The 20,420-nt window shown below is 48.3% G+C and carries 18 protein-coding genes; 8 read left to right on the top strand and 10 right to left on the bottom strand.

The window, feature by feature from the left end:
• Window positions 1–6: 6 nt before the first annotated feature.
• The 4 genes from ACO0LE_RS12255 to ACO0LE_RS12240 form a co-directional block, all read right to left on the bottom strand.
• Entirely contained in the window at window positions 7–816 is an 810-nt protein-coding gene (locus ACO0LE_RS12255) for an EI24 domain-containing protein (RefSeq protein WP_422960635.1), read from the bottom strand.
• Entirely contained in the window at window positions 816–1,829 is a 1,014-nt protein-coding gene (locus ACO0LE_RS12250) for a sterol desaturase family protein (protein WP_422960634.1), read from the bottom strand. The genes ACO0LE_RS12255 and ACO0LE_RS12250 overlap by 1 nt, the downstream gene beginning before the upstream one ends.
• 567 nt (window positions 1,830–2,396) lie before the next feature.
• Window positions 2,397–3,254: a polysaccharide deacetylase family protein gene (locus tag ACO0LE_RS12245; protein WP_422960633.1), complete on the bottom strand. Its 858-nt coding sequence runs from the start codon at window positions 3,252–3,254 to the stop codon at window positions 2,397–2,399.
• A complete protein-coding gene (locus tag ACO0LE_RS12240; protein ID WP_422960632.1) occupies window positions 3,238–4,203 on the bottom strand; it encodes a cytochrome D1 domain-containing protein in 966 nt (321 codons plus the stop codon). The genes ACO0LE_RS12245 and ACO0LE_RS12240 overlap by 17 nt, the downstream gene beginning before the upstream one ends.
• 373 nt (window positions 4,204–4,576) lie before the next feature.
• Between ACO0LE_RS12240 and ACO0LE_RS12235 the strand changes: the two genes are divergently transcribed.
• From ACO0LE_RS12235 to ACO0LE_RS12220, 4 genes are all read left to right on the top strand, one after another.
• Window positions 4,577–4,933: an FKBP-type peptidyl-prolyl cis-trans isomerase gene (locus ACO0LE_RS12235; protein WP_422960631.1), complete on the top strand. Its 357-nt coding sequence runs from the start codon at window positions 4,577–4,579 to the stop codon at window positions 4,931–4,933.
• Window positions 4,934–5,195: 262 nt separating this feature from the next.
• The gene (locus tag ACO0LE_RS12230; RefSeq protein WP_422960630.1) at window positions 5,196–5,354 is read left to right on the top strand and encodes a hypothetical protein; all 159 of its coding nucleotides are present in this window, start codon (window positions 5,196–5,198) and stop codon (window positions 5,352–5,354) included.
• Between the two features lie 21 nt (window positions 5,355–5,375).
• Window positions 5,376–5,996, top strand: coding sequence for a response regulator (locus tag ACO0LE_RS12225; protein ID WP_422960629.1), 621 nt, complete (start codon window positions 5,376–5,378; stop codon window positions 5,994–5,996).
• Window positions 5,986–6,603, top strand: a complete 618-nt coding sequence (locus tag ACO0LE_RS12220; protein WP_422960628.1) for a sensor histidine kinase — start codon at window positions 5,986–5,988, stop codon at window positions 6,601–6,603. The genes ACO0LE_RS12225 and ACO0LE_RS12220 overlap by 11 nt, the downstream gene beginning before the upstream one ends.
• A gap of 80 nt (window positions 6,604–6,683) precedes the next feature.
• On the opposite strand, the gene ACO0LE_RS12215 is transcribed toward ACO0LE_RS12220, so the two are convergent.
• Both ACO0LE_RS12215 and orn read right to left on the bottom strand, forming a co-directional pair.
• The gene (locus tag ACO0LE_RS12215; RefSeq protein WP_422960627.1) at window positions 6,684–7,313 is read right to left on the bottom strand and encodes an Hpt domain-containing protein; all 630 of its coding nucleotides are present in this window, start codon (window positions 7,311–7,313) and stop codon (window positions 6,684–6,686) included.
• Between the two features lie 60 nt (window positions 7,314–7,373).
• Window positions 7,374–7,997: an oligoribonuclease gene (gene orn / locus ACO0LE_RS12210; protein ID WP_422960626.1), complete on the bottom strand. Its 624-nt coding sequence runs from the start codon at window positions 7,995–7,997 to the stop codon at window positions 7,374–7,376.
• Between the two features lie 36 nt (window positions 7,998–8,033).
• Here orn and ACO0LE_RS12205 point away from each other — a divergent pair, with 36 nt between their 5' ends.
• The 4 genes from ACO0LE_RS12205 (at window position 8,034) to ACO0LE_RS12190 (ending at window position 14,362) form a co-directional block, all read left to right on the top strand.
• Entirely contained in the window at window positions 8,034–9,299 is a 1,266-nt protein-coding gene (locus tag ACO0LE_RS12205) for a M48 family metallopeptidase (RefSeq protein ID WP_422960625.1), read from the top strand.
• The gene (locus ACO0LE_RS12200) at window positions 9,293–9,646 is read left to right on the top strand and encodes a 4a-hydroxytetrahydrobiopterin dehydratase (RefSeq protein ID WP_422960708.1); all 354 of its coding nucleotides are present in this window, start codon (window positions 9,293–9,295) and stop codon (window positions 9,644–9,646) included. The genes ACO0LE_RS12205 and ACO0LE_RS12200 overlap by 7 nt, the downstream gene beginning before the upstream one ends.
• Window positions 9,646–10,554, top strand: a complete 909-nt coding sequence (gene rsgA, locus ACO0LE_RS12195; RefSeq protein WP_422960624.1) for a ribosome small subunit-dependent GTPase A — start codon at window positions 9,646–9,648, stop codon at window positions 10,552–10,554. The genes ACO0LE_RS12200 and rsgA overlap by 1 nt, the downstream gene beginning before the upstream one ends.
• 445 nt (window positions 10,555–10,999) lie before the next feature.
• Window positions 11,000–14,362: a S41 family peptidase gene (locus ACO0LE_RS12190; protein WP_422960623.1), complete on the top strand. Its 3,363-nt coding sequence runs from the start codon at window positions 11,000–11,002 to the stop codon at window positions 14,360–14,362.
• A gap of 467 nt (window positions 14,363–14,829) precedes the next feature.
• Here the strand turns inward: ACO0LE_RS12190 and ACO0LE_RS12185 are convergent, their stop codons facing one another.
• The 4 genes from ACO0LE_RS12185 to ACO0LE_RS12170 all read right to left on the bottom strand — a co-directional run bounded on the left by ACO0LE_RS12185 (window position 14,830) and on the right by ACO0LE_RS12170 (window position 20,411).
• The gene (locus tag ACO0LE_RS12185; protein ID WP_422960622.1) at window positions 14,830–15,360 is read right to left on the bottom strand and encodes a response regulator; all 531 of its coding nucleotides are present in this window, start codon (window positions 15,358–15,360) and stop codon (window positions 14,830–14,832) included.
• Window positions 15,360–16,685, bottom strand: a complete 1,326-nt coding sequence (locus tag ACO0LE_RS12180) for an HD domain-containing phosphohydrolase (protein ID WP_422960621.1) — start codon at window positions 16,683–16,685, stop codon at window positions 15,360–15,362. The genes ACO0LE_RS12185 and ACO0LE_RS12180 overlap by 1 nt, the downstream gene beginning before the upstream one ends.
• A 93-nt stretch (window positions 16,686–16,778) precedes the next feature.
• Window positions 16,779–17,621: an HDOD domain-containing protein gene (locus ACO0LE_RS12175; protein WP_422960620.1), complete on the bottom strand. Its 843-nt coding sequence runs from the start codon at window positions 17,619–17,621 to the stop codon at window positions 16,779–16,781.
• Between the two features lie 60 nt (window positions 17,622–17,681).
• Window positions 17,682–20,411, bottom strand: coding sequence for an EAL domain-containing protein (locus ACO0LE_RS12170; protein ID WP_422960619.1), 2,730 nt, complete (start codon window positions 20,409–20,411; stop codon window positions 17,682–17,684).
• Window positions 20,412–20,420 lie beyond the last annotated feature (9 nt).

Raw genomic sequence — 20,420 nt, 5'->3', positions numbered from 1 at the left:
TCTCCTTCAGAGGGGTTTTGCACGTAATTGTGTCAGGGCATCCAGGCAATAATACTGAAACCACAATCCGCTAAATACAAAAATTAAGATATACAGACATACGGCTACCGCCGCCATCACAGGAAGAAAGACGACGGCCAGTACGCCACCTAGCCACATCATACTAGGCGCAGCACCGAGTGCTCCAGTAATCGTACCAATCAGCAGCAGAGACCAGCGATGCGTACGCAGGAGAGCAACCCGTTCACCCGCATCCGCGTGTTCAGCCAAAGCATCATAGGCCATGACCCGGTAAGTCAGCCAGCCCCATAATACGGCATGCACGGCCACATTCACGACTGGAACAAATAACAGGGGCAAGGCAAGTACCCACAACACGATAAAAATCAAAAAAGAGGAAACTGCATGCCAGAGACTGCCGAACAAAGACCCGCCATGGCGCGCCTCCATATCCGGATACTGGCGTCGCTGCACATGACGGGAAATCATCGGCATCGCAAATACACCGATACACATCAAGGTCGTCACGATCATCAGCGGCAACAGCAACCACATCGCCAGCAACGGCGCCAGCACTGCTTTCAGCGCTAATGCACCCAAAAGAGCAAGAATATCCCCTGCAATACGAAAGCCGTCATGCTCCATCAAAGCTGCCTGAATATAATCGATCATCGATTGCAGTCCCCACCACATCAGCCCGCCCCATAACAAAATGGAGATAATCAAAGGCAAGATGGTAAGCATCAGCATACGTGGATGAAACTGACCGACAAACGCACGCCCGAGAGCGCTACCTACATTCAACAGACGACGCATCAAGAATGCTCCTGATTAATTTGCTTATGGACTTGCTTGCTCAGATGGTCATCCAGGCCGAACATCCGTTTACATCCCAATATCTGCTGCGACCAGAAGCCGCGACCATATTCGCGCGCACTGCCTTCCGGCGGTGGCAACTGATCACGGATACCGGTCATATAAAATTCTTGATTGAATAAAGCCGTACCAAATACGATGTCCCAGACAGGGAACAGTACTGCAAAATTATGCCCGCCAAGTGTCCCCTCACCTTTCGATTCGTGACCAATACCAATCGCATGATGGGCGCGATGATAACGCGGCGAGACCAGCAAACGCTCACCTATTACGCCAAAATGCACACGGATATTGGCATGCTGCAAACTCTGTATCATGCGTGACACCACGACCAGCAAAGCATATTGGGTCGGCTGTACGCCAATCGCAATCGCGATCAGTCCCATGTAGACATCACGTAAAAAGTCGTCAAACAAATGATTACGGTTATCGCTCCAGAGATTCATATTGCGCTGACTATGATGCAGGCTATGCAGTCCCCACCACCAGTCAAACTGATGTTCAGCGCGGTGATACCAATAATCAAAAAAATCCAGCACCACCAGATACAGCATAAATACGAGCACCGGATGGTTATTCATATCCGGCCAGAGATTTTCTAGATTAAACGATTTCATGCCTTCCAGCCTCAGCATGCCTGTGAGTGCGTCCAGAACAGGGTCAAGAACAAAAAATATCAGCAGCGTAAAAACACCCAGACGATGTAAGGCGGTATAAATGAAATCATTCCAGCGCGCACGCGAATCTGTAAAACGATGTACCGGAATCCACGCCTCCATAGGACGCAAAATCATAAATAGTACGAGCAATTCACAGATACCAATCAGGAACCATTCAACACCTTCAAATGCCTGTTCTGTGAACTCGCCCAGTCCGGCATAAAAGACAAAGGGTTGAACCAGTGATTCAAAAATCCACGCCTGTAACCAGGCAAATGCGTCTGAAAAAATCATGAGGTGAAAGGTAATTAAGGAAATTCGGAAAAATTAGTAAGTTACTTTTTAACCGGTCTAAACGCCAAGGCTGGTCTGTCAATCAGAATCATCATGAATGAATCTTACCTGTAACCCCTGAGTCACGCTGTATTCGACACTATTTTGCTGATTTGATTCAGTTCAGGAGCGACATAAGCGGAGTCAAGTCGACTTTGTGAAGCTCTCTGGGGGGGAACGCCTAAAAATCCCTAAATCGATATTTCACGGAATCACTTACTCCTGCTACTACTGCCTTTGCTCTTTGTCTCCGTATCCCCGTGTCTATTTATCTATAAAGTGAGAGGTCTTGGTTTTTAGTCAGTCCTATCAATGTGTTTTTTAACGTGAAGATTTTAGAAGTTACCCGTATCGAATCCGCAGCTTACATGCGGCTTCCAGAAGCATTTCAGGCTAACAGGTGCGTCGAGCTTGCGGATTCATTCTGGTCACTTCGATCAACACCAGATCAAACTGCTTGCGTGCGTAACTCCCCAGCGTGTCATTTTACTGTTACCTAAAGGTTTTATATTTGCGCAAGGGCGCCATTCAATTGGTCTGATTCGCTGACTTCAGCCGGTACATTGGATGCTCGCGTAAGGTCGCAAAACAAAAACCCTTTTGCTCAAGACCTGATATCAGCGGCTCCAGATTTTCCGGCATCCATGCCTGCTTGCGCGACCAGATCCCCAGATGTGCCATAAAAATATCGCCATCTTTTAGTTGATTCAAAGCACGCTGCAATAAAACCGGATTGCTCCATTTTTCACTAGGCAATTCATCACCGGAGAATCCTGCAGGATCCCAGCCCACATGGGCATAAGCACAAGCTTGACCCGCTTTTAGTAAATTCGGGGTTAATTTGCCACCGGGAGCGCGCCAGAACGGATCCAGCTTACGGCCCGTTAGTTGTTCAAAGCGCTGGTCTACCCGCTTCAATTCATTGCAATATTGCTGAGCAGTCCAGACAATATGTTGTCCTGCCTGCGCGCCAAATTGCGGCTTCACAGCAATGCGGCCATCAGCGAGATCTTTCACGGCATACACATGGTCGAAGGTATGCGTACCAAACGCATGGCCGTCAGCGACGAGCTGCTTCCAATAGGCACCCCACGCCGGATCCAGCGAATAATCACCGTTCACGGTTTTTTCATTCGCCAGAAAAAAAGTTGCCTTGATCTGGTGGCGACGCAAACTCGTGGCGATCAGCTCTGCCTGAGACTGACTGCCCGTATCAAAGGTCAGATAGATCTTACCCTTGCATGCAGGTGCCAGCGTGGTTGCTGAAGTTGCTGAAATCGCGCCCGTAGACAGAAGCAGCAATACGCTTGAGCCCGCTGCAACAACAAGGACAGGGAGCGCCGCAGCGATTGCTGTCAACACACCAGATTTACATGCGGGACGCATGATTAATGAAATACACACCGTGTGGAGAACGTCCGACCGGGATCAGCTTAATGACTTTTTTCGAAGGAACGTCAATGACAGCCACCTTTTTAATCCAGCGCAAAGTTACCCAGAGAGTTTTACCATCATCGCTGAGCTCCATGCAGTCAGGTCCGCCAGGCACAGCAATCGTGCCAACATTCTCTAAAGTGACCTGATCAATGATATTGATCGTATTTGAAATCCGGTTTGAAACGAACACATGACGCTTGTCACCCAATGCGCGGAAATTATGCGTACCGGCACCCGCCTTAATACGCTTCACGGTTTTTTGAGTACGCCAGTCGATGACTTCGACGTAGTCGCTGCCCATAATGCCGACTAACAAATATTTATCGTCAGGTGTCATCGCAATACCGGCAGGCAGCTTGCCAACCGAGATCGTCCACTTCACTTTTTGCGTTGCCAGATCAATTGCAGAAACCTGGTCACTCCCCTGATGCGTAATAAACACGGTCGTGCTGGCAGCGTCGAACGCCATGTGACTCGGCAATTTCGCCAATGGAACACGATTAACCAGAGTCAGATCCTTGCCGTCGTATTTATAAAAATCGACGCGATCCAGGCGCAGTGAATTGGAGACAAACCATTTTTGATCAGGAGAAAATCCGATCTGATAAGGATCGGCGATATCTTTGATACGGCGCTGGATTTGGCCCGTTTTAGGGTCGAGAAATACCAGCTCATCGCCCACCGCATTCGCGACGATTAATGACTTGTTGTCAGGTGTTGCCATCAGATGATGTGGCTCTTTACCGATTGGAAAAGTGCTGATTTCTTTTTGCGTATCCTGATCCAGCAAACTCACGGTTGCATCACGTGAATTCAGGATCACGACCACACTGGCTTCTGCTTGTGAAATGAGGACGGAGGATAAAGACAACAGCACACACAAAAAACGACTACGCATGAATTTCTACCGCTTTGCAATGAGGGAAAAGATAAATAGAACTTACGCTAAACTGTTGCCGCAATAAGTAATCACCAAGACAATTGACTATTCGGGATTACGCTGCGGTGAGGCGCTGTAACAGCAGTGCGGCGGTTTTGACTGAGTTCTAAAATGAGTTACCGTATTTTAACCTGCCAGACGCAGTCGCATCGTGACAAGCTGTTAATTACTACGGCTTTCTTCCCGCTTCTGACCGGCTTTTTACCTGTTTTTGATAAAAATCAACGAATATTTAACAGGCTCAGACTGGATTTATGGGTGCGCAGCGAATTCGTGCGCAGAATTTGGGTACAATTGCGCCAGTTTTTTGATCAACATTGAAGGAAATCTCATGTCTACCACTACTACCGTATCAGGCTTGCAATACGAAGATAAAGTCCTTGGCGAAGGCGCAGAAGCAACTGCAGGCGACCACGTTGTTGTGCACTACACCGGCTGGTTGCAAAATCCCGACGGCAGCGCCGGTAAAAAATTCGACTCTAGCAAAGACCGTAATGACCCGTTCTCGTTCCCTTTAGGCGCAGGTCATGTCATTAAAGGCTGGGATGAAGGCGTACAAGGCATGAAAATCGGTGGTACACGTGTCCTGACGATCCCATCATCGCTCGGCTACGGCCCGCGCGGCGCTGGCGGCGTGATTCCACCAAATGCAACTTTGATTTTTGAAGTTGAATTGCTAGGCGTTTAAAAAAACGCGTAGCATGGGGAGTATGCGCTAAAACAGTGCTTAACCCGCTTAATTTGATTGCGTGTTAAAAAAGTACTCCTAAGCAGTATGTAAAAGCCTCGATTGATATCGAGGCTTTTTTATTTCAAATTTTAATTAAGCGTTTTAAAGGGAGGCAACCACGTCTCTATCCAAATCTTCTAAAAATCGCTAAATGACACTCAGACATCTGATCATCAGCTGAGCCAATTCCTGGCGCCAGACGATTGCTATATTCTGCATCATGAAACAACCTGAACAGCACCCAAAAAAAAGAAATAAAACCAATAAATTCAATGTGTTGGCAAATAAAACAGGTTTAACAGTGTTTGACGATTTTCTTTACAGCATCAGTGTAAGCTTGCCAGACAGACATAGAGCCTTCGAGCGGGCACGAATCTGATTACGTAATTGAGACTAACGAATGTACCGTCTACTAAAACAATCTGTTGAGCACCCTCCAAAGCGATTTCGACTCCTAGTAGTTGATGATCAGCCGATTAATATCCAGGTGATTTACCAGATTTTCTCAGTTGATCACGATGTATTCATGGCAACTACAGGCGAGCAGGCACTCCTATTTTGCCAAGATACGCCTCCCGACCTGATCCTCCTCGACGTGCTCATGCCAGACATGAGTGGAATTGAAGTTTGCAGGCGTATTAAAGCTAATCCACTCACTGCCGACATTCCTGTCATTTTTGTAACCGGTCAAAGCAATCCAGAAGAAGAAGCCATTGGACTGTCAGCCGGTGGCGTAGATTTTATTTCAAAACCTGTCAATGCATTGGCTGTCAGAGCTAGAGTCAAGACTCACCTGATGTTGAAGTTTCAGGCAGAAAGCATTGAAGAATCAAATCGCACATTAGAAGCAAGGGTAATAGAGCGCACTGCAGAATTGCAGCAAGCAATGGACCATTTAGTGCAACGAGAAAAAATGGCGTCACTTGGAAGCCTTGTTGCGGGCATTACCCATGAGCTAAATACACCCCTAAGTAATTTACGGCTGGTTTCGGCATCCCTTTTAGATCGGGTTGAACGGTAAACTTTCCAGATCCAATCTTGAGGGGTTCATCGCATATTGCCGCGAAAGTAGTGCATTAATTGAGCGAGCATCTGAACGCTCGCATTCACTCATTGAGAGCTTCAAGCAAGTATCCGTCGATCAAAGCAGTGATCGACGTTGTGAATTCGACCTGCTGGATATCGTGTCCCATACGGTCAGCACGTTACGACCGATGCTCAGGACTACATCTCACAAAGTAGAAATCGACATTCCTGAAGGCATCATCATCGACAGTTTTCCTGGGCCTCTTGAACAAATTATCACCAACCTGATCACTAATTCAATTACCCATGCCTTCCCAGATCGTGAAGCGGGAACAATGCGAATCTGCGCGCGGCATACCGAACACCACTTCACAGTGAGTTTCGAGGATGATGGCGTAGGCATTTCAGATGATATTAAATTGCGTATTTTTGATCCCTTTTTCACCACCAGAGCTGGACTAGGTGGTTCTGGTATCGGCATGTACACGGTCTACAACCTAGTGACGACCTTATATGGCGGCACTATTGAAATAGATGGTCGCTTGGGCAGAGGGGCAAAAATAATCGCCAAATTTCCTATAGTTCAGCGAAAAGCCGCGTAGGTAGAAAATTGAACAATAAGACGACGTTGAACACCTTTCAACATAGCGATCATAAGATAAAAATGCCCCTCGACAAAACATCAACCAAGTAAGCTGAGTATCCGGGCAAAATCCAAATGTTGCATGGCATGATCAGCATCACGCATCGTCGTCTCAGAATAAATATCCACCAGACTGGGGCGCAACTGGACATACAAATCACAGGATCGCATATTTTTTTGTGTCAAGAGCGTTTTCAGCTCATTTAATGTGGCGCTTTCCAGTTTATCTAAAGCACTATGCTTCGATTGATGCAAGGATCTTTGAGTCCATTGTCTTGCAGACTCAATTACTTCTTGTAGACGCTGCTTCACAATTTCAAGAAGATCCTGAACCTGCTCATCCCTACGATCTTGAATCGCCGTCTCGATTTGACGTGCAGCATTCTGAAAATCAATGGCACCGAGTATGCCCAAAGTACCGCGTAAGGTATGGAACAGCGTTCTGACCTCATCACCTCTACCTGACGACCAGGCATCTCGGGCCTCATCAATCGGAGTGAGCCCCCGATCAATCACTTTTTGTACCAAGCCATCGATCGCAATTCGGAAGCTTGCGTGTGCGACGCACATAGCATCTAGGCGTGCAACATCAAATACCGAGTCAAACTGATCCACCACACCACCGCGTTCATGAGGTGATTCGCCATTCCGCGGTGTTGCTACAGACATAGGATATATTTGCCCCGGTCAGATTTTTTACAAATTACGAACCAGCCCAAGATGAATATTTCACTCTTTGATGAAGTGCTCGCGGTAGTATTTGAGCTCTTCGATCGACTCAATGATGTCGGCCATCGCCGTATGCTTTTGATGTTTCTTAAAACCGCTGGCAATGGCTGGCTTCCAGCGCTTGCAGAGTTCTTTTAATGTAGAGACGTCCAGGTTTCGGTAATGAAAAAAAGCTTCCAGCTTCGGCATACCACGTGCCATAAAACGCCGGTCCTGACAAATCGAATTGCCGCACATCGGCGATTTTCCGGCCGGGACATATTGTTTCAGAAAAGCGATTAGTTCTTTTTCTGCATCTGCCTCTGATACTGTCGAGGCTTTTACCCGATCAATCAAGCCCGAGCGACCGTGCGTTCCTTTGTTCCAGGCATCCATCTTGTCCATGGTCTCGTCTGGCTGATGAATCGCAAATACTGGTCCCTCAGCTAGGACATTCAGTTGCATATCAGTGACGACCACGGCGACCTCGATGATACGATCATTATCCGGGTCTAGCCCTGTCATCTCCATATCGAGCCAAATCAGATTAAACTCATTAGGCTTGGCTGACGGCGTTGCAGGTGCTGTCGTTGTTACAGTTGCAGATGCGGCTGTGTTTGCTTGAATGTCGTTGGCTTGTGACATAATTCTTCCTTCTCTTAATCAATGTGGCATTTTCCCATGATTTCTGTAGCATTTTCTGTTTTATTCGCGGCATTTTTACTGCTTACTCTGGTCTTACGTTTCTGGCTGGGTTCGCGCCATATTCGCCATATTTTGCAGCACCGCGCCGCGGTCCCTGCCGAGTTTGCAGAAAAAATTCCGCTCGCCGCACATCAAAAAGCGGCTGACTATACCATCGCCAAAACCAAGCTGGACATGGTATTGCTGGTGCTGAACACCGCTGTGCTCATTGGTTTTACCCTGCTCGGCGGCCTGCAGCTATTGTCGGTCACACTAGTTAAATTCACCGGCCCCGGCATGACCTACCAACTGTGTCTGCTAGCGTCTTTTGCCCTGATCGGCAGCCTGATCGACTTGCCATTTGATTACTATAAGCAATTTGTGCTAGAGCAAAAATTCGGTTTCAATAAAATGACGCCCGCCCTGTTTTTTGCCGACATGCTAAAAAGCAGCTTGCTCGGCGCCGCCATTGGCCTGCCACTGATCTGGGTTGTACTCAGCCTGATGGAAAAATCCGGTTCATTGTGGTGGTTGTATGCCTGGCTGGTGTGGAGCGGTTTTCAGTTGTTGATGATGTTGATTTATCCCAGTGTCATTGCTCCACTGTTTAATAAATTCACGCCTTTGGACGATGAGAGCCTGCGTACCCGCATCGAAGGTTTAATGCAACGTGTCGGCTTTGCCTCCAGCGGCTTGTTCGTCATGGATGGCTCCAAACGCAGCGCGCATGGGAATGCTTATTTCTCTGGCTTCGGTGCAGCAAAACGTATCGTGTTTTTTGACACCTTGCTGTCCCGCCTGTCTCCGCCAGAGATCGAAGCCGTCTTAGCCCATGAACTGGGACATTTCAAACTCAAACATATCGTCAAACGAATCAGCGTCATGTTCTTTGTGTCACTCGGCTTTCTCGCTTTGCTGGGCTATCTGAAACAGCAGCTCTGGTTTTATAAAGGTCTCGGCGTCGACCCAATGCTACTCGCCTCGAATGACGCCATGGCACTGATCCTGTTTATGCTGGCCCTGCCTGTTTTTACATTCATATTATCTCCGCTGACGTCGATCAGTTCACGCAAACATGAATTTGAAGCCGATGCTTTTGCAGCAAAACACACCAATGCAAACGATCTGGTTGCGGCACTGGTAAAGCTCTACGAGGACAATGCGTCAACCCTGACGCCAGATCCTTTGCATTCCAAATTTTATGATTCCCATCCGCCAGCCTCTGTGCGCATACATCAACTACTTTCGGTCAATCCATCATGATTAATACCACTACCCTGCTCGCGAAAAAATCGCTGCATACAGAAACCGCAGTAGATGCCAGCGTCTTGCCTGCGTATTTTGCAGCAACACCCGGCTGGACTCAGGACGGCCCGCGTATCGTCAAGACGTTCAACTTCAAAAATTACTACGAGACACTAGCATTCATCAATGCGATCGCCTATGTCATCCACGCAGAAGATCATCATCCTGAACTGGTCGTCACCTACAACCGCTGTACCATTAAATTCGATACCCATACCGTCAATGACGGCAAAGGTGGCATCTCGGAAAATGACTTTATCTGCGCCGCAAAAGTCGATGCAATTTTTCAGCAAAGTTTTTCTTAATGAGTAACACCAAGACCAAGCTGTTAGCTACCGTCATCGCGGCTCATGGCAGACACTATCTGGTACAGGCAGACGACATCAAATTGCATTGCGTCACCCGTGGCAAAAAAACAGATGTCGCAGTCGGTGACATAGTTGAATACCAGTTGACGTCAAAGAACCAAGGGGTGATTGAAGCCATCACGCCGCGTAGGACCTTGCTGTATCGCTCAGATCAATATAAGTCAAAAATGCTGGCGGCAAACCTCACACAATTGCTGATCGTCGTCGCAACCGAACCCAGCTTTGCCGATGATCTGATTTCACGCGCCCTGGTCGCGTCTGAATCCTCAGGTATCAGAGCCACCATCGTCCTGAATAAAATCGACGTAGAAGCCAGCCTGCCAAAGGCACGCGAGCGACTTGCCTTGTATGCAGGCCTTGGCTATCCCGTGTTAGAAGTCTCAGTCACCGCCGCACCGGAGGCGACACGTGTAACCATGATGGAACTAATCGAGGGCAACAACACCATCCTGATCGGCCAGTCCGGCATGGGGAAATCCTCACTGATCAACTTATTGATCCCCGATGCTGACATCGCCACCAGAGAAATCTCTGCTGCGCTGGACACAGGCAAACACACCACGACCTTCACCCGCCTGTATCAAATGGATGCAAAAACCGCCGTCATCGACTCACCAGGCTTTCAGGAATTTGGCCTGCATCATCTGAGTGAAGGTATGCTGGAACGTGCGTTCCCAGAATTTTTACCGCATCTTGGTCAATGTAAATTCTATAATTGCCATCACCACACCGAGCCAGGCTGTGCGATTTTAAATGCCGTCAAATCCGGTGAGATTGCACAAATGCGTCATGATCTGTTTGAACAGCTCGTGCATGAAGCTGCACAAACTATTGGTTATAAATAAGCAGCTGCCTGCTTATGTCCAGCACGTGCTATCCGGTCTGCTGTGTAGGACCTCTCTAGATTCGGTATCAACACACTTCCCTCAAGGCACCGGTCTGCAATCGCAGACCGGTCTCCATGTCGCTAATCACGCATCCTCAGCTGTTTGGCTACCGGCTTCATTAGCCGTCTCATCTCTCTATTCTTAACATCTGCGATGCTTATTCCGATGGGAGCAAGGTCGGTGGTCTCGTAGAAATAACAAACTAGTAAGCTTCGTTTATTTCATATAACCTGCACAATTGCAGTAATTTCAACAATCAAAAATCACCTGAACAGGTAGCTGTCCAAGCATGTGAAAAATAATTAATAGTCATTAAACTTAATTTAACCAAACGCGTCAAAGACAAGCTTGCTCCATTAAAAATCATATTAACGCGGCCAAAAGCCGATCAAAGGAGAATCGAATGCGCAGAACAACTCCCGGTACCAAGAAGATCTTAAGCCTGGCCTTGGCCTCGTTGCTAGGCTCTTGCTTTATGACGCCATCGGCGATGGCTGACACACTATTGCTGCGCCAACCTAGCGTCTCACGTGATCATCTTGCCTTTGTGTATGCAGGCGATATCTGGCTGACTGGTCGCGACGGACAAAATCCCGTACGACTGACGACACATCCAGCATCGGAGTTTTCTCCTAAGTTTTCTCCTGACGGTAAATGGCTTGCTTATTCCGCCAGTTACGACAACAACACAGATGTGTATGTGATCCCCGTCGAAGGTGGTCAGGCACGCCGTCTGACCTGGCATCCGGGTCAGGATGTGGTCGCTGGCTGGAGTGCTGATGGCAAGCGCATCCTGTTCGCATCGAACCGGGAAATCGGCAATAGTCGCAGTAACCAGCTCTACGAAGTACCGCTCGAAGGCGGCTACGAGAAAAAAGTAATGGAAGCCATCGCCTTTGAGGGTAACTGGTCGGGCGATGGCAAATTTCTCGCTTACCGTCCATTCCGCCAGGCATATAGCGGTCCTAGCGGCTGGCGGCTGCATCGCGGCGGCACTACGCCACCGGTCTGGATCATGGATGTCGCCAATAACAAATTAGAAAAAATACCGCATGAAAACGCAACCGACAGCAATCCTGTCTGGGTCGGTGACGAAGTATTTTTTATCTCTGACCGCGATAACAAAGCAGCGAATCTATTTGCCTATAACCGCAAAACCAAAGCTGTCCGCCAGGTCACACAAGAGACTGTCTGGGATATCCGCAACATCAGCGCAGCGGGTAATACAGTCGTGTATGAAGTCGGTGGCGAGCTGAAAGAGCTTGACGCTGCTACAGGAAAAACGCATACCATCCACGTCAATCTGGATGCGCAAATTAGCCAGGCAATACAAGTCCGCCCTCAATGGAAAGATGCTAGCAGTACGATCACTTCTGCCGCCTTGTCACCTACTGGCAAGCGCGTCGTGGTCAGTGCGCGTGGCGACGTCTTTACGGTGCCGGTCAAAGACGGCTCGGTACGTAATCTGACCGAAAGTTCGGGCATACGCGAAAAAGATGGTTTATGGAGCCCTGACGGCAAACAAATTGCCTACCTATCTGATGCAGGACGGCAGCATCATCTGATACTGCGAGATCAGACCGGGCTCGATAAACCAAAAACATTCAGTCTCGGTCAGCCTGGTTATTACACGCTACTGGACTGGTCCCCGGATAACCAGATAATTGTGTATCAGGATAACCATCTCCAGTTGTATGCGATCCATCTCAGTAACGGCAGCATCAGTAAAATCGATACGAGCTCACGACGCTCCCGCTTCAATGTCTCGTTTTCGTCAGACAGTAAATGGCTGGCCTATACCGTTGTCGGCGCCAATCATTTTTCACAAATCAAATTGCATGATTTTACTAACGGCAAACATACCAGTCTGACGGATGGCATGAGCCATGCCGACAATCCTGTCTTTGCTGCTGCCGACTATCTGTACTTCACGGCCTCAACCAACTCCGGACCAACGCAGGTCGGCCTGGATATGTCCACACAGGAACGACCTCTGCGTAATGGCTTGTATGTCGCCGTCCTCGCGGCCGACGGCAAATCACCTTTGTTGCCAAAGAGTGGCGATGAGGAAGCAAAAAAGGATGAGGACAAAAAAGACGAGGCTAAAAAAGATCCTGCAAAAGACGCAAACAAAGATATAGGCAAGGATGCTGGTAAAGATAAAGACCGCACTAAAGATGCGACAGCTAAAACGCCCAAAGCCGTACGGATTGATCTCGCAGGCATACAGCAACGCATCGTCGCCTTGCCAGTCGCAGAGCGTAACTATGGCAATCTGGCAGTCGCATCCGATGGCTCGCTGTTCTATCTCGAACATCGCCAGCCAGGCGTCAGCCACGAGCCGCCTGCCACCAAAGATGATGATGATGCCGAGTTGATGCGATTTAGCTTTGAAGATAAAAAAGCGAAATCCCTGCGTCAGGGTATCGCTTCATTTAGTCTGAGTGCGGATGGCAAAAAAATTCTGATCCAGTATGCGAAAAGTAAACTTGATGTCGGTGACGCCAGTGAAAAACTGGATGCAAAATCTATCGATCTGTCGCAAGTCCGCATGCAGGTCAATCCACGCGAAGAATGGGAACAAATTTTCAACGAAACCTGGTGGATGGAGAAAGAGTTTTTCTACGACGCGAATCTGCATGGCATCGACTGGGATGCGATCTACACGCGCTATCATGCCCTGCTCAAGCACGTCCAACGTCGTGAAGACTTAAATGACTTGCTGGTCGAAATGATCGGTGAGCTGCAGGTCGGGCACAATCGCGTCGGTGGCGGCGACATCTATCAAGAGAAACCGGTCTCAGTTGGCCTGCTCGGTGCCGACTATAGCTATGAGCAAGGCCACTATCGTATTAAAACTATCTATCGCGGCGATCGCTGGAATCCGTTTTTGGCAGCACCTTTAGCCACGCCGGGATTGGCGATCAAAGAGGGGGACTACCTGCTCGCGATCAATGGCAAAGCAGTGGATAGCGGCAAAAACCTGTACTCCTTGTTGGCCAATACCGTAGGTAAACAAGTATCGCTGACCGTGGCCAGCGACCTGAGCAATCAGTCAAGCCGGCAAGTAATCGTGCAGCCCGTCGCCAATGAAGGCGCCTTGCGTCAGTGGCACTGGATAGAAAAAAATCGCGAATACGTCCAGAAAAAAACAGACGGCAAAGTCGCCTATGTGTACTTGCCCGATACTGGCTCTGATGGCTATCAGTATTTCAACCGCATGTTTTATGCACAGGCAGATAAAGCTGCGCTGATCATTGATGAACGTCGCAACAGCGGCGGACAAGCAGCGAACTACATCACTGACATACTAAGTCGTAAATATCTGGCAAGCTGGAAAGACCGGGACGGCCTCTTGTTTGATACGCCGGGTGCAGCGATTTACGGACCTAAAGCAATGCTGATCGATCAGGATGCCGGATCGGGTGGTGATTTCCTGCCGTATTCGTTTAAACGCTTGGGATTAGGCACTTTGATCGGTAAGCGTACCTGGGGTGGTCTGATCGGCATTTCGACGAACCCAGAATTGATCGACGGCGGATTTTTACTGGTGCCCTTCTTCCGTTTCTTTACTCCGGACGGTGAATGGCGTGTAGAAAATGAGGGGGTTGCGCCAGATATGGATGTCGAACTCGATCCGTCCGAAGTCAATACTGGCAGAGACACGCAACTGGATGCAGCGATTCAGCATGTCATGCAAAAACTTCAGACTTACCAGGCGATACAACGACAACAAGCGCCTGCGATGCCTAAGTTAGGCAAGTAAGTTAGGAAGTAATTGAGGAAATCGTTTGAACATAAAACATACCGTTAATTTTTATGGTAAACGTTCGTAACGTTGAATTATGAAGTGCTACTTACGCTAAACGGGTTGGGTGGGAAGATGCGCTTGCATCCGGCCACCCAGCCCTCTAAGTCACAGTTGTCCGAAAATGACATACCCATCTTACAAAAGTTGAACAACTTCAAATTGACATATCCGAAACCGAGGGCCTATCGTTTCAATCACGCACGCGATCGCATCACCCATACGTCCTGCGAGGGTAGCAAAACCCTGGATGCGGTACTCAGTGGAAGCATAAAATAACGTTTTTCTGTTATCAGCAAAAGCCTAACGATACCTGAGGGAATTTCGGGCCCAAAGAGCTCGGCACCTTGAAGTTGGATATAGCAAGTTCCAACCTCTATGCGAGCCCCTGCGTCAGATCAAGTCTGAATTAATACAAATAAACCCTACTCCAGCATTACTGAACCATCCGCTGACCACTTAACCTTGGTAATACCCGGATCGCTTTCCTCTAATCTGCGCATTGCTTCTTCGTGTGGTGAGATCTGGCCACGCTGTACACGCAATTCATCCGCCAGCCGCCGGTCTTCCAGGACCTGATCCCGTTTTTGTAAAGCCGCATGATAGGTGTCAGCCAGTTCTTCCTGTGTCCAGGGCTTCGAGATGTAACGGAATGCTTCCGCTTCGTTGATTGCGCCGAGTATGGTTTTGAACTCTGCAGAAGCGCTCAGCATCATGCGCACCGCATCAGGCTGCATCGCTTTCGCCAAGGTCAGGAATTCAATGCCATTCATGGATGGCATGTGATAATCAGAAAGAATGAAGTCATAAGCGCTATCCCGCAACGGCAACAGCGCATCCTGTGGCACAGTATAGGTATCTATCCTGAGTTGGTCACTGCCAGCGATGCTTCTGAAACTGCGCTTTAAGGCAGAGAGCACATTCTGCTCATCGTCTAGTAAGAGAATTCTTCGCATCATTTCCTCCTGTTGGTATAAATACGCACAGCCATACGGCCGTTCACAGGCTGACTGAAAATCCTGAGTTTTTCTATCACCCCTTCATCCAGCACAAAGTCGGCGGGTAACAAAAGCATACCGTCTTTCGATACCACATCCGCCGACAAGATCATGCCGGGCACTAATTGCATTACCGTGACTTCTTTATCATGCGGTTCCTCGCTGACGTTACCCATGACCTGTTGAAAAGCTTCAACCACCTTGGGATCATAACGGTTGCCGGCACCGCGTACGATAAGCGGCAGAGCATCATCCGAATGCACGCGCTTAGCGACCAGGCAACCAATCTGCAGACTGTCATAATCGCCAGCGAGCGCCAGTATTCTGGAACCCAGCGGAATCTGGTCGCCCACAATCGCATCCGGAAAACCGCGGCCATCAAAGCGCTCATGCTGGAAACGGATAATGCGCGCCGCTCCCTGCAAATCCTGCAGCGGCATCAATAATTGCTCGGCCCGCAGCGTATGTTTGTGAAAATGGCCTAACTGGTCGCCATTCATCTGATTCAATGGCGTCTCCAGCAACTCATCTGAAAATCCAATTTTGCCTATATCCGCCAATAAGGCCGCGACAAAAATCTCCTGAGTATCCTTAATTTCCAGCCCCATACGCCGCGCGATCTTGCGCGCTAGATCTGCCACCCGGCGGGAGTGCCCTATCAGCTTACCGCCGCGCATCTCGATCACGCTAGAAAATACCTTGATCGAAGTCAGAAAACTGTCCTTGAGTTTATCATTCGCAGTCAACAGCGATTCGTGAGCTTTTCTGAGATCGGCTGTGCGCTCCTCGACTTTGATCTCTAGGCTGGCATTGAGTGTTTTTAATTCTTCGTTCTGCCTTAAGGTCAGCTCTTCCAGTCTGAGTTTTTCCTGCTCCAGCGCTTTGCGTTCCAGCGCCTGCCGCACGATCAGGACAATATCGTTATCGTCCCAGGGCTTGGTGATGTAGCGATAAATTTCGCCGCGGTTAATCGCATCAATAATCGATTGTATGTCGGCATAGCCAGTCAGTAACAGGCGTACGGTATCTGGCCAGCGTGCCCTGACATGCTCGAGAAAAACAGCACCATCCATCACCGGCATACGCATATCTGAAATGACCAGATCAACCGTTTCTGTTTCCAGCGTGGCCAGTCCTTCCTGACCGCCATTAGCAATCAGCACCTGATATCCTTTGCCACGGAACAAGCGGCGCAATGAAGACAGTATGTTCGGTTCGTCATCGACGCATAATATGCGGTAGACACGTTCGGCATTTGGTTCAGTATCCAAGTCGGTATTCATTACGCCTGACTTTCTAAATGGGCTGAATGAGTTCGGAAAATTCCGGCATAACCCGGCAATCTTAGACAGAAGAAAATAGTCAACGCTGGGTAGTCAATGACTGAGTAAAATCTGGCTGATTTCAGCATACTGCTGCTTCTCCGTCGCAAAAATAGTCTGGCACAACTCTTCATTTATTTCTAGACGCTGCCATGCGCAACTGGATTCACGCAGCAAGCGGATACGCTCCTCGTCACTCGCATGCACTTTGGCAAAAATATTCGCAACTGTCATCAGCATCGACAATTCACTGGTCTCTGCCGTAATCGGATCATGATGAGCGCTGACAGCCTGCTGGATCTCAAGCGGGAACTTCCATTTACGAGCTAGCAATGCACCTATCGATACATGGCTCATTGAAAGTACAGCATTTTCTGCATCATAACGCGGACAGTGATACTCTTTCTGATAGCGTTTCACAGCGCCGTATTCATTGGGGAACTCCGTCACCAGCACCAGTTTACCAAGATCATGAATCAGTCCAGTGGTAAAGGCCTGTTCTTGGTTTGCACAAATATGGGCAGCCAGTAACTTGGCAAAAATCGCAACTGAGATGGAATGTTCAAGGAAATATTCAGCGTCGTCACGATCCAGTACAAACCGGTGTAACTGATTGGCGATTGCGGTGCTGGTCACCAGTGTGCGTAGGCTGCGAAAACCAAGTATCGACACCGCATCCGACAACGAGTTAACCCGATAAGACAAACCATAAAAAGAGGAATTCGCGAGACGCAACGTTTTAGAGGTTAACGCCTGGTCCTGGGCAATCTTCATGATGATGGAGCGCTGATCCACATTATCATGATCGATTGCCTCAATAAGCTCAGACAATACCTGTGGCAAGGAGGGAAGCGCCTCCAGCGCACGTACTACCTGCTCTGCAGATATGGAACTCATACTAAGGCCTCTAACTTTTTTGATAAAGCATCCTCTGCAACGCAAGACGCAGAAACAAATTTATGTAATTTCTTTGCTACCCAACCCGTTCATCAGAGCGACGGGAAGAAAAATAATGATACGACCATGCGAGGCCGAGTGCTTGCCCATTGCCCGGCAATTGACATGGTAAGTTTCCTCCCTGATCTGTACAGTAATCAATCCCTCATGGTCTGACGCGTTTAAGCGCTGTGCGAGCTCAGGGAACACCTGATCCAATTCAGTATCAAGATTCACTGCGGCACCTGGCAATAGCTCTTCCGCCTGCAGATTACAAAATGCAATTCGATTTTCATCATCGATTCCAATTATGGGAAATGGAATCTGATGCAAAATTTCACGGATCACACTAATGCTGACTTCATCTCTTTGTATCTGATTTTGTTTCTGCTTCAGGATGTCAGACAGCTGTCGATTCGTTTTTGCCAATTCCCGATTGCTGCTCTGTATCTCCACGTTCAATCTGCGGTTTTCATTGAGAATTTCCTTAAACTGAAATGCATCGCCGATATTTTTCCGTATCTGTTCGTCATCCCAGGGCTTGGTCAGAAATTTATAGATTGAACCTTCGTTGATCGCATCAGTAATGTATTGCAGTTCGGAGTAGCCGGATAAGATGATCCTGACCGTATCCGGATACAACGCCTTTGTCTGACGCAAAAACTCGACTCCTGACATCGATGGCATGCGTTGGTCCGACATAATGACATCGACACTTTCCCTGGACAAAATATCTAAACCCTCACTCGCGCTATTACCGGTCAAAATCCGATAACCATCTTTACGCAACAAGCGCTTGAGTGCAGACAAAATATTAGGTTCGTCATCGACTAGTAGTAAAGTACGTTCCGGCCGGGTTGCTTGTAAGAGGTGTGAATTCAGACTGATATCCTTGCGGATAAAATCCAGTAACTGTTCAAATGGCATGGGTCGGGCATAAAAGTAACCCTGAATTTGTTCGCATAGATTATCTGAAAAAAACTTACATTGCGCTTCTGTCTCTACGCCCTCAGCGATCACCTCCATCCCCATACTATGCGCCATCGAGATGATAGCTTTAGAGATCGAGGCATCGCTCAGATGGTCAGGTAATTCCCTGACAAAAGACTGATCGATTTTGACATAATCAAATGAAAAACGTTTCAGATAACCGAGTGCAGAATAACCAGTTCCAAAATCATCCAGTGACAGACTGAAACCCACGTTTTTCAGTTTTGAAAACAGAGCATCAAATTCCTCATCACAGCCTATCAATACACTCTCTGTCACTTCCAGTGAAAGTTGCACTGCTGTCACCCCATACTCACTCATGATAGCCAGCATGCGCTCTAAAAAATCCGCTTCCTTCAACTGGCGCGGCGAGACATTAATCGCTACTACCGGCAGTGCTACCTGTTGCGCCTGCATACGCTGTACATCCTCGCAGGCACGTCGTATTACCCAATAACCCAGCAGCACAATTAAATCAGATTGCTCTGCAATCGGCACAAACTTTGCCGGCGATATTTCACCTCGCAATGGATGTTGCCAACGAAGTAAAGCCTCACAACCAATTAGTTTACCGTTACGTAGGTCAGCCTTAGGCTGATAAAACAATTGCAGCTGATTTTCCGCTATCGCTGTATGCAAATCTGAAGCGAGCATTATCTGTTCGTCCAGTTGTCCGTTTAAGGCTGAGGAATAAAAACGTATGCTGCCATGACCGCGTTCGCGCGCTTTATGAAATGCGACTTCAGCGCATCTGGAAATATCATCTGCCAGTTGTCCATCTTCCGGATACATGGCGATGCCTATGCAACAGGACATGCTCAGTTTCTGGTCGACAAGAGAAATTGCTTGCGTAAAGGTGTTCATTACGCTCTGGCAGAGTGCCAGGACTTCGACGGAGTCAGAACGACTACGCAGAATCAACATGTATTCACCTGTCCCAAGGTGGGTGATCACATCATGATCGCGCAGTTCAGCACGCAAGCGCATTTCTATGGTCTGCAACATCAAACTTGCAACTTCGAAGCCGAAGCTGTCAACGACATGTTCATATTGATCCAGACCCAGATAGCAGACGCTCAAATGCCCAACCAACTGCGGTGAATGGTCGATGGAAGACTGTACCAATGTATCGAGTTTTTTACGTTTGGAATGTTCAACCAAACCGGCTTGCAGCGTTTCCGACAGCATAGATGGTGATACCTGCATATCTGCAATAGAGCTTTCGAATAAACGCTTTTTCTCAACTTCTGAATAGACTTCCAGCGCCAGCCCGAGGTCGAACATGCATAGTTTAAAGACCATCAGCATCATGCCGTCGAAGGAAAGCGGATGATCGCCATTGATGTCCTGCAGATCAGCCCATATCGCACCAAGGTATTTTCTGTAAGCAGAAAAATACCAGTCACGGGTTAGTCCCATTTGTTGATGGGCAAACTCTATTTTGCTGCGGTCAGTCTGGAAGCTGCTATCCGACCGAGATTGCGTAAGCGGTTCAAAATAGGCGTGCTGTCGTAGATGTATACGCTGCTGCAAGGCATCTGATACGGCGGTAGACAAAGAAGGTGTATCGGCCAGATGCTCGCGCAAGGCCTCATCAAACCGTCCCCGTAGTTGTGGCAGCTGCGGACTAATGGTAGCAAACACTATGGCTTCTTTGTCACTCACGCGTAGACAGCTCATACAATCAAATATGCCAGCCGTCCCGATATTGAGCATCGCAACGAAGTCATCCCTGGTCTTATTTATATTTTCCTGATTCATAGCTTGCAC

It is taken from the genome of Undibacterium sp. Xuan67W (assembly GCF_049340165.1).
GTDB lineage: Bacteria > Pseudomonadota > Gammaproteobacteria > Burkholderiales > Burkholderiaceae_D > Undibacterium.
Note: the sequence above shows the minus strand (reverse complement) of the source record. Positions and strands in the feature narration are given on the sequence as shown.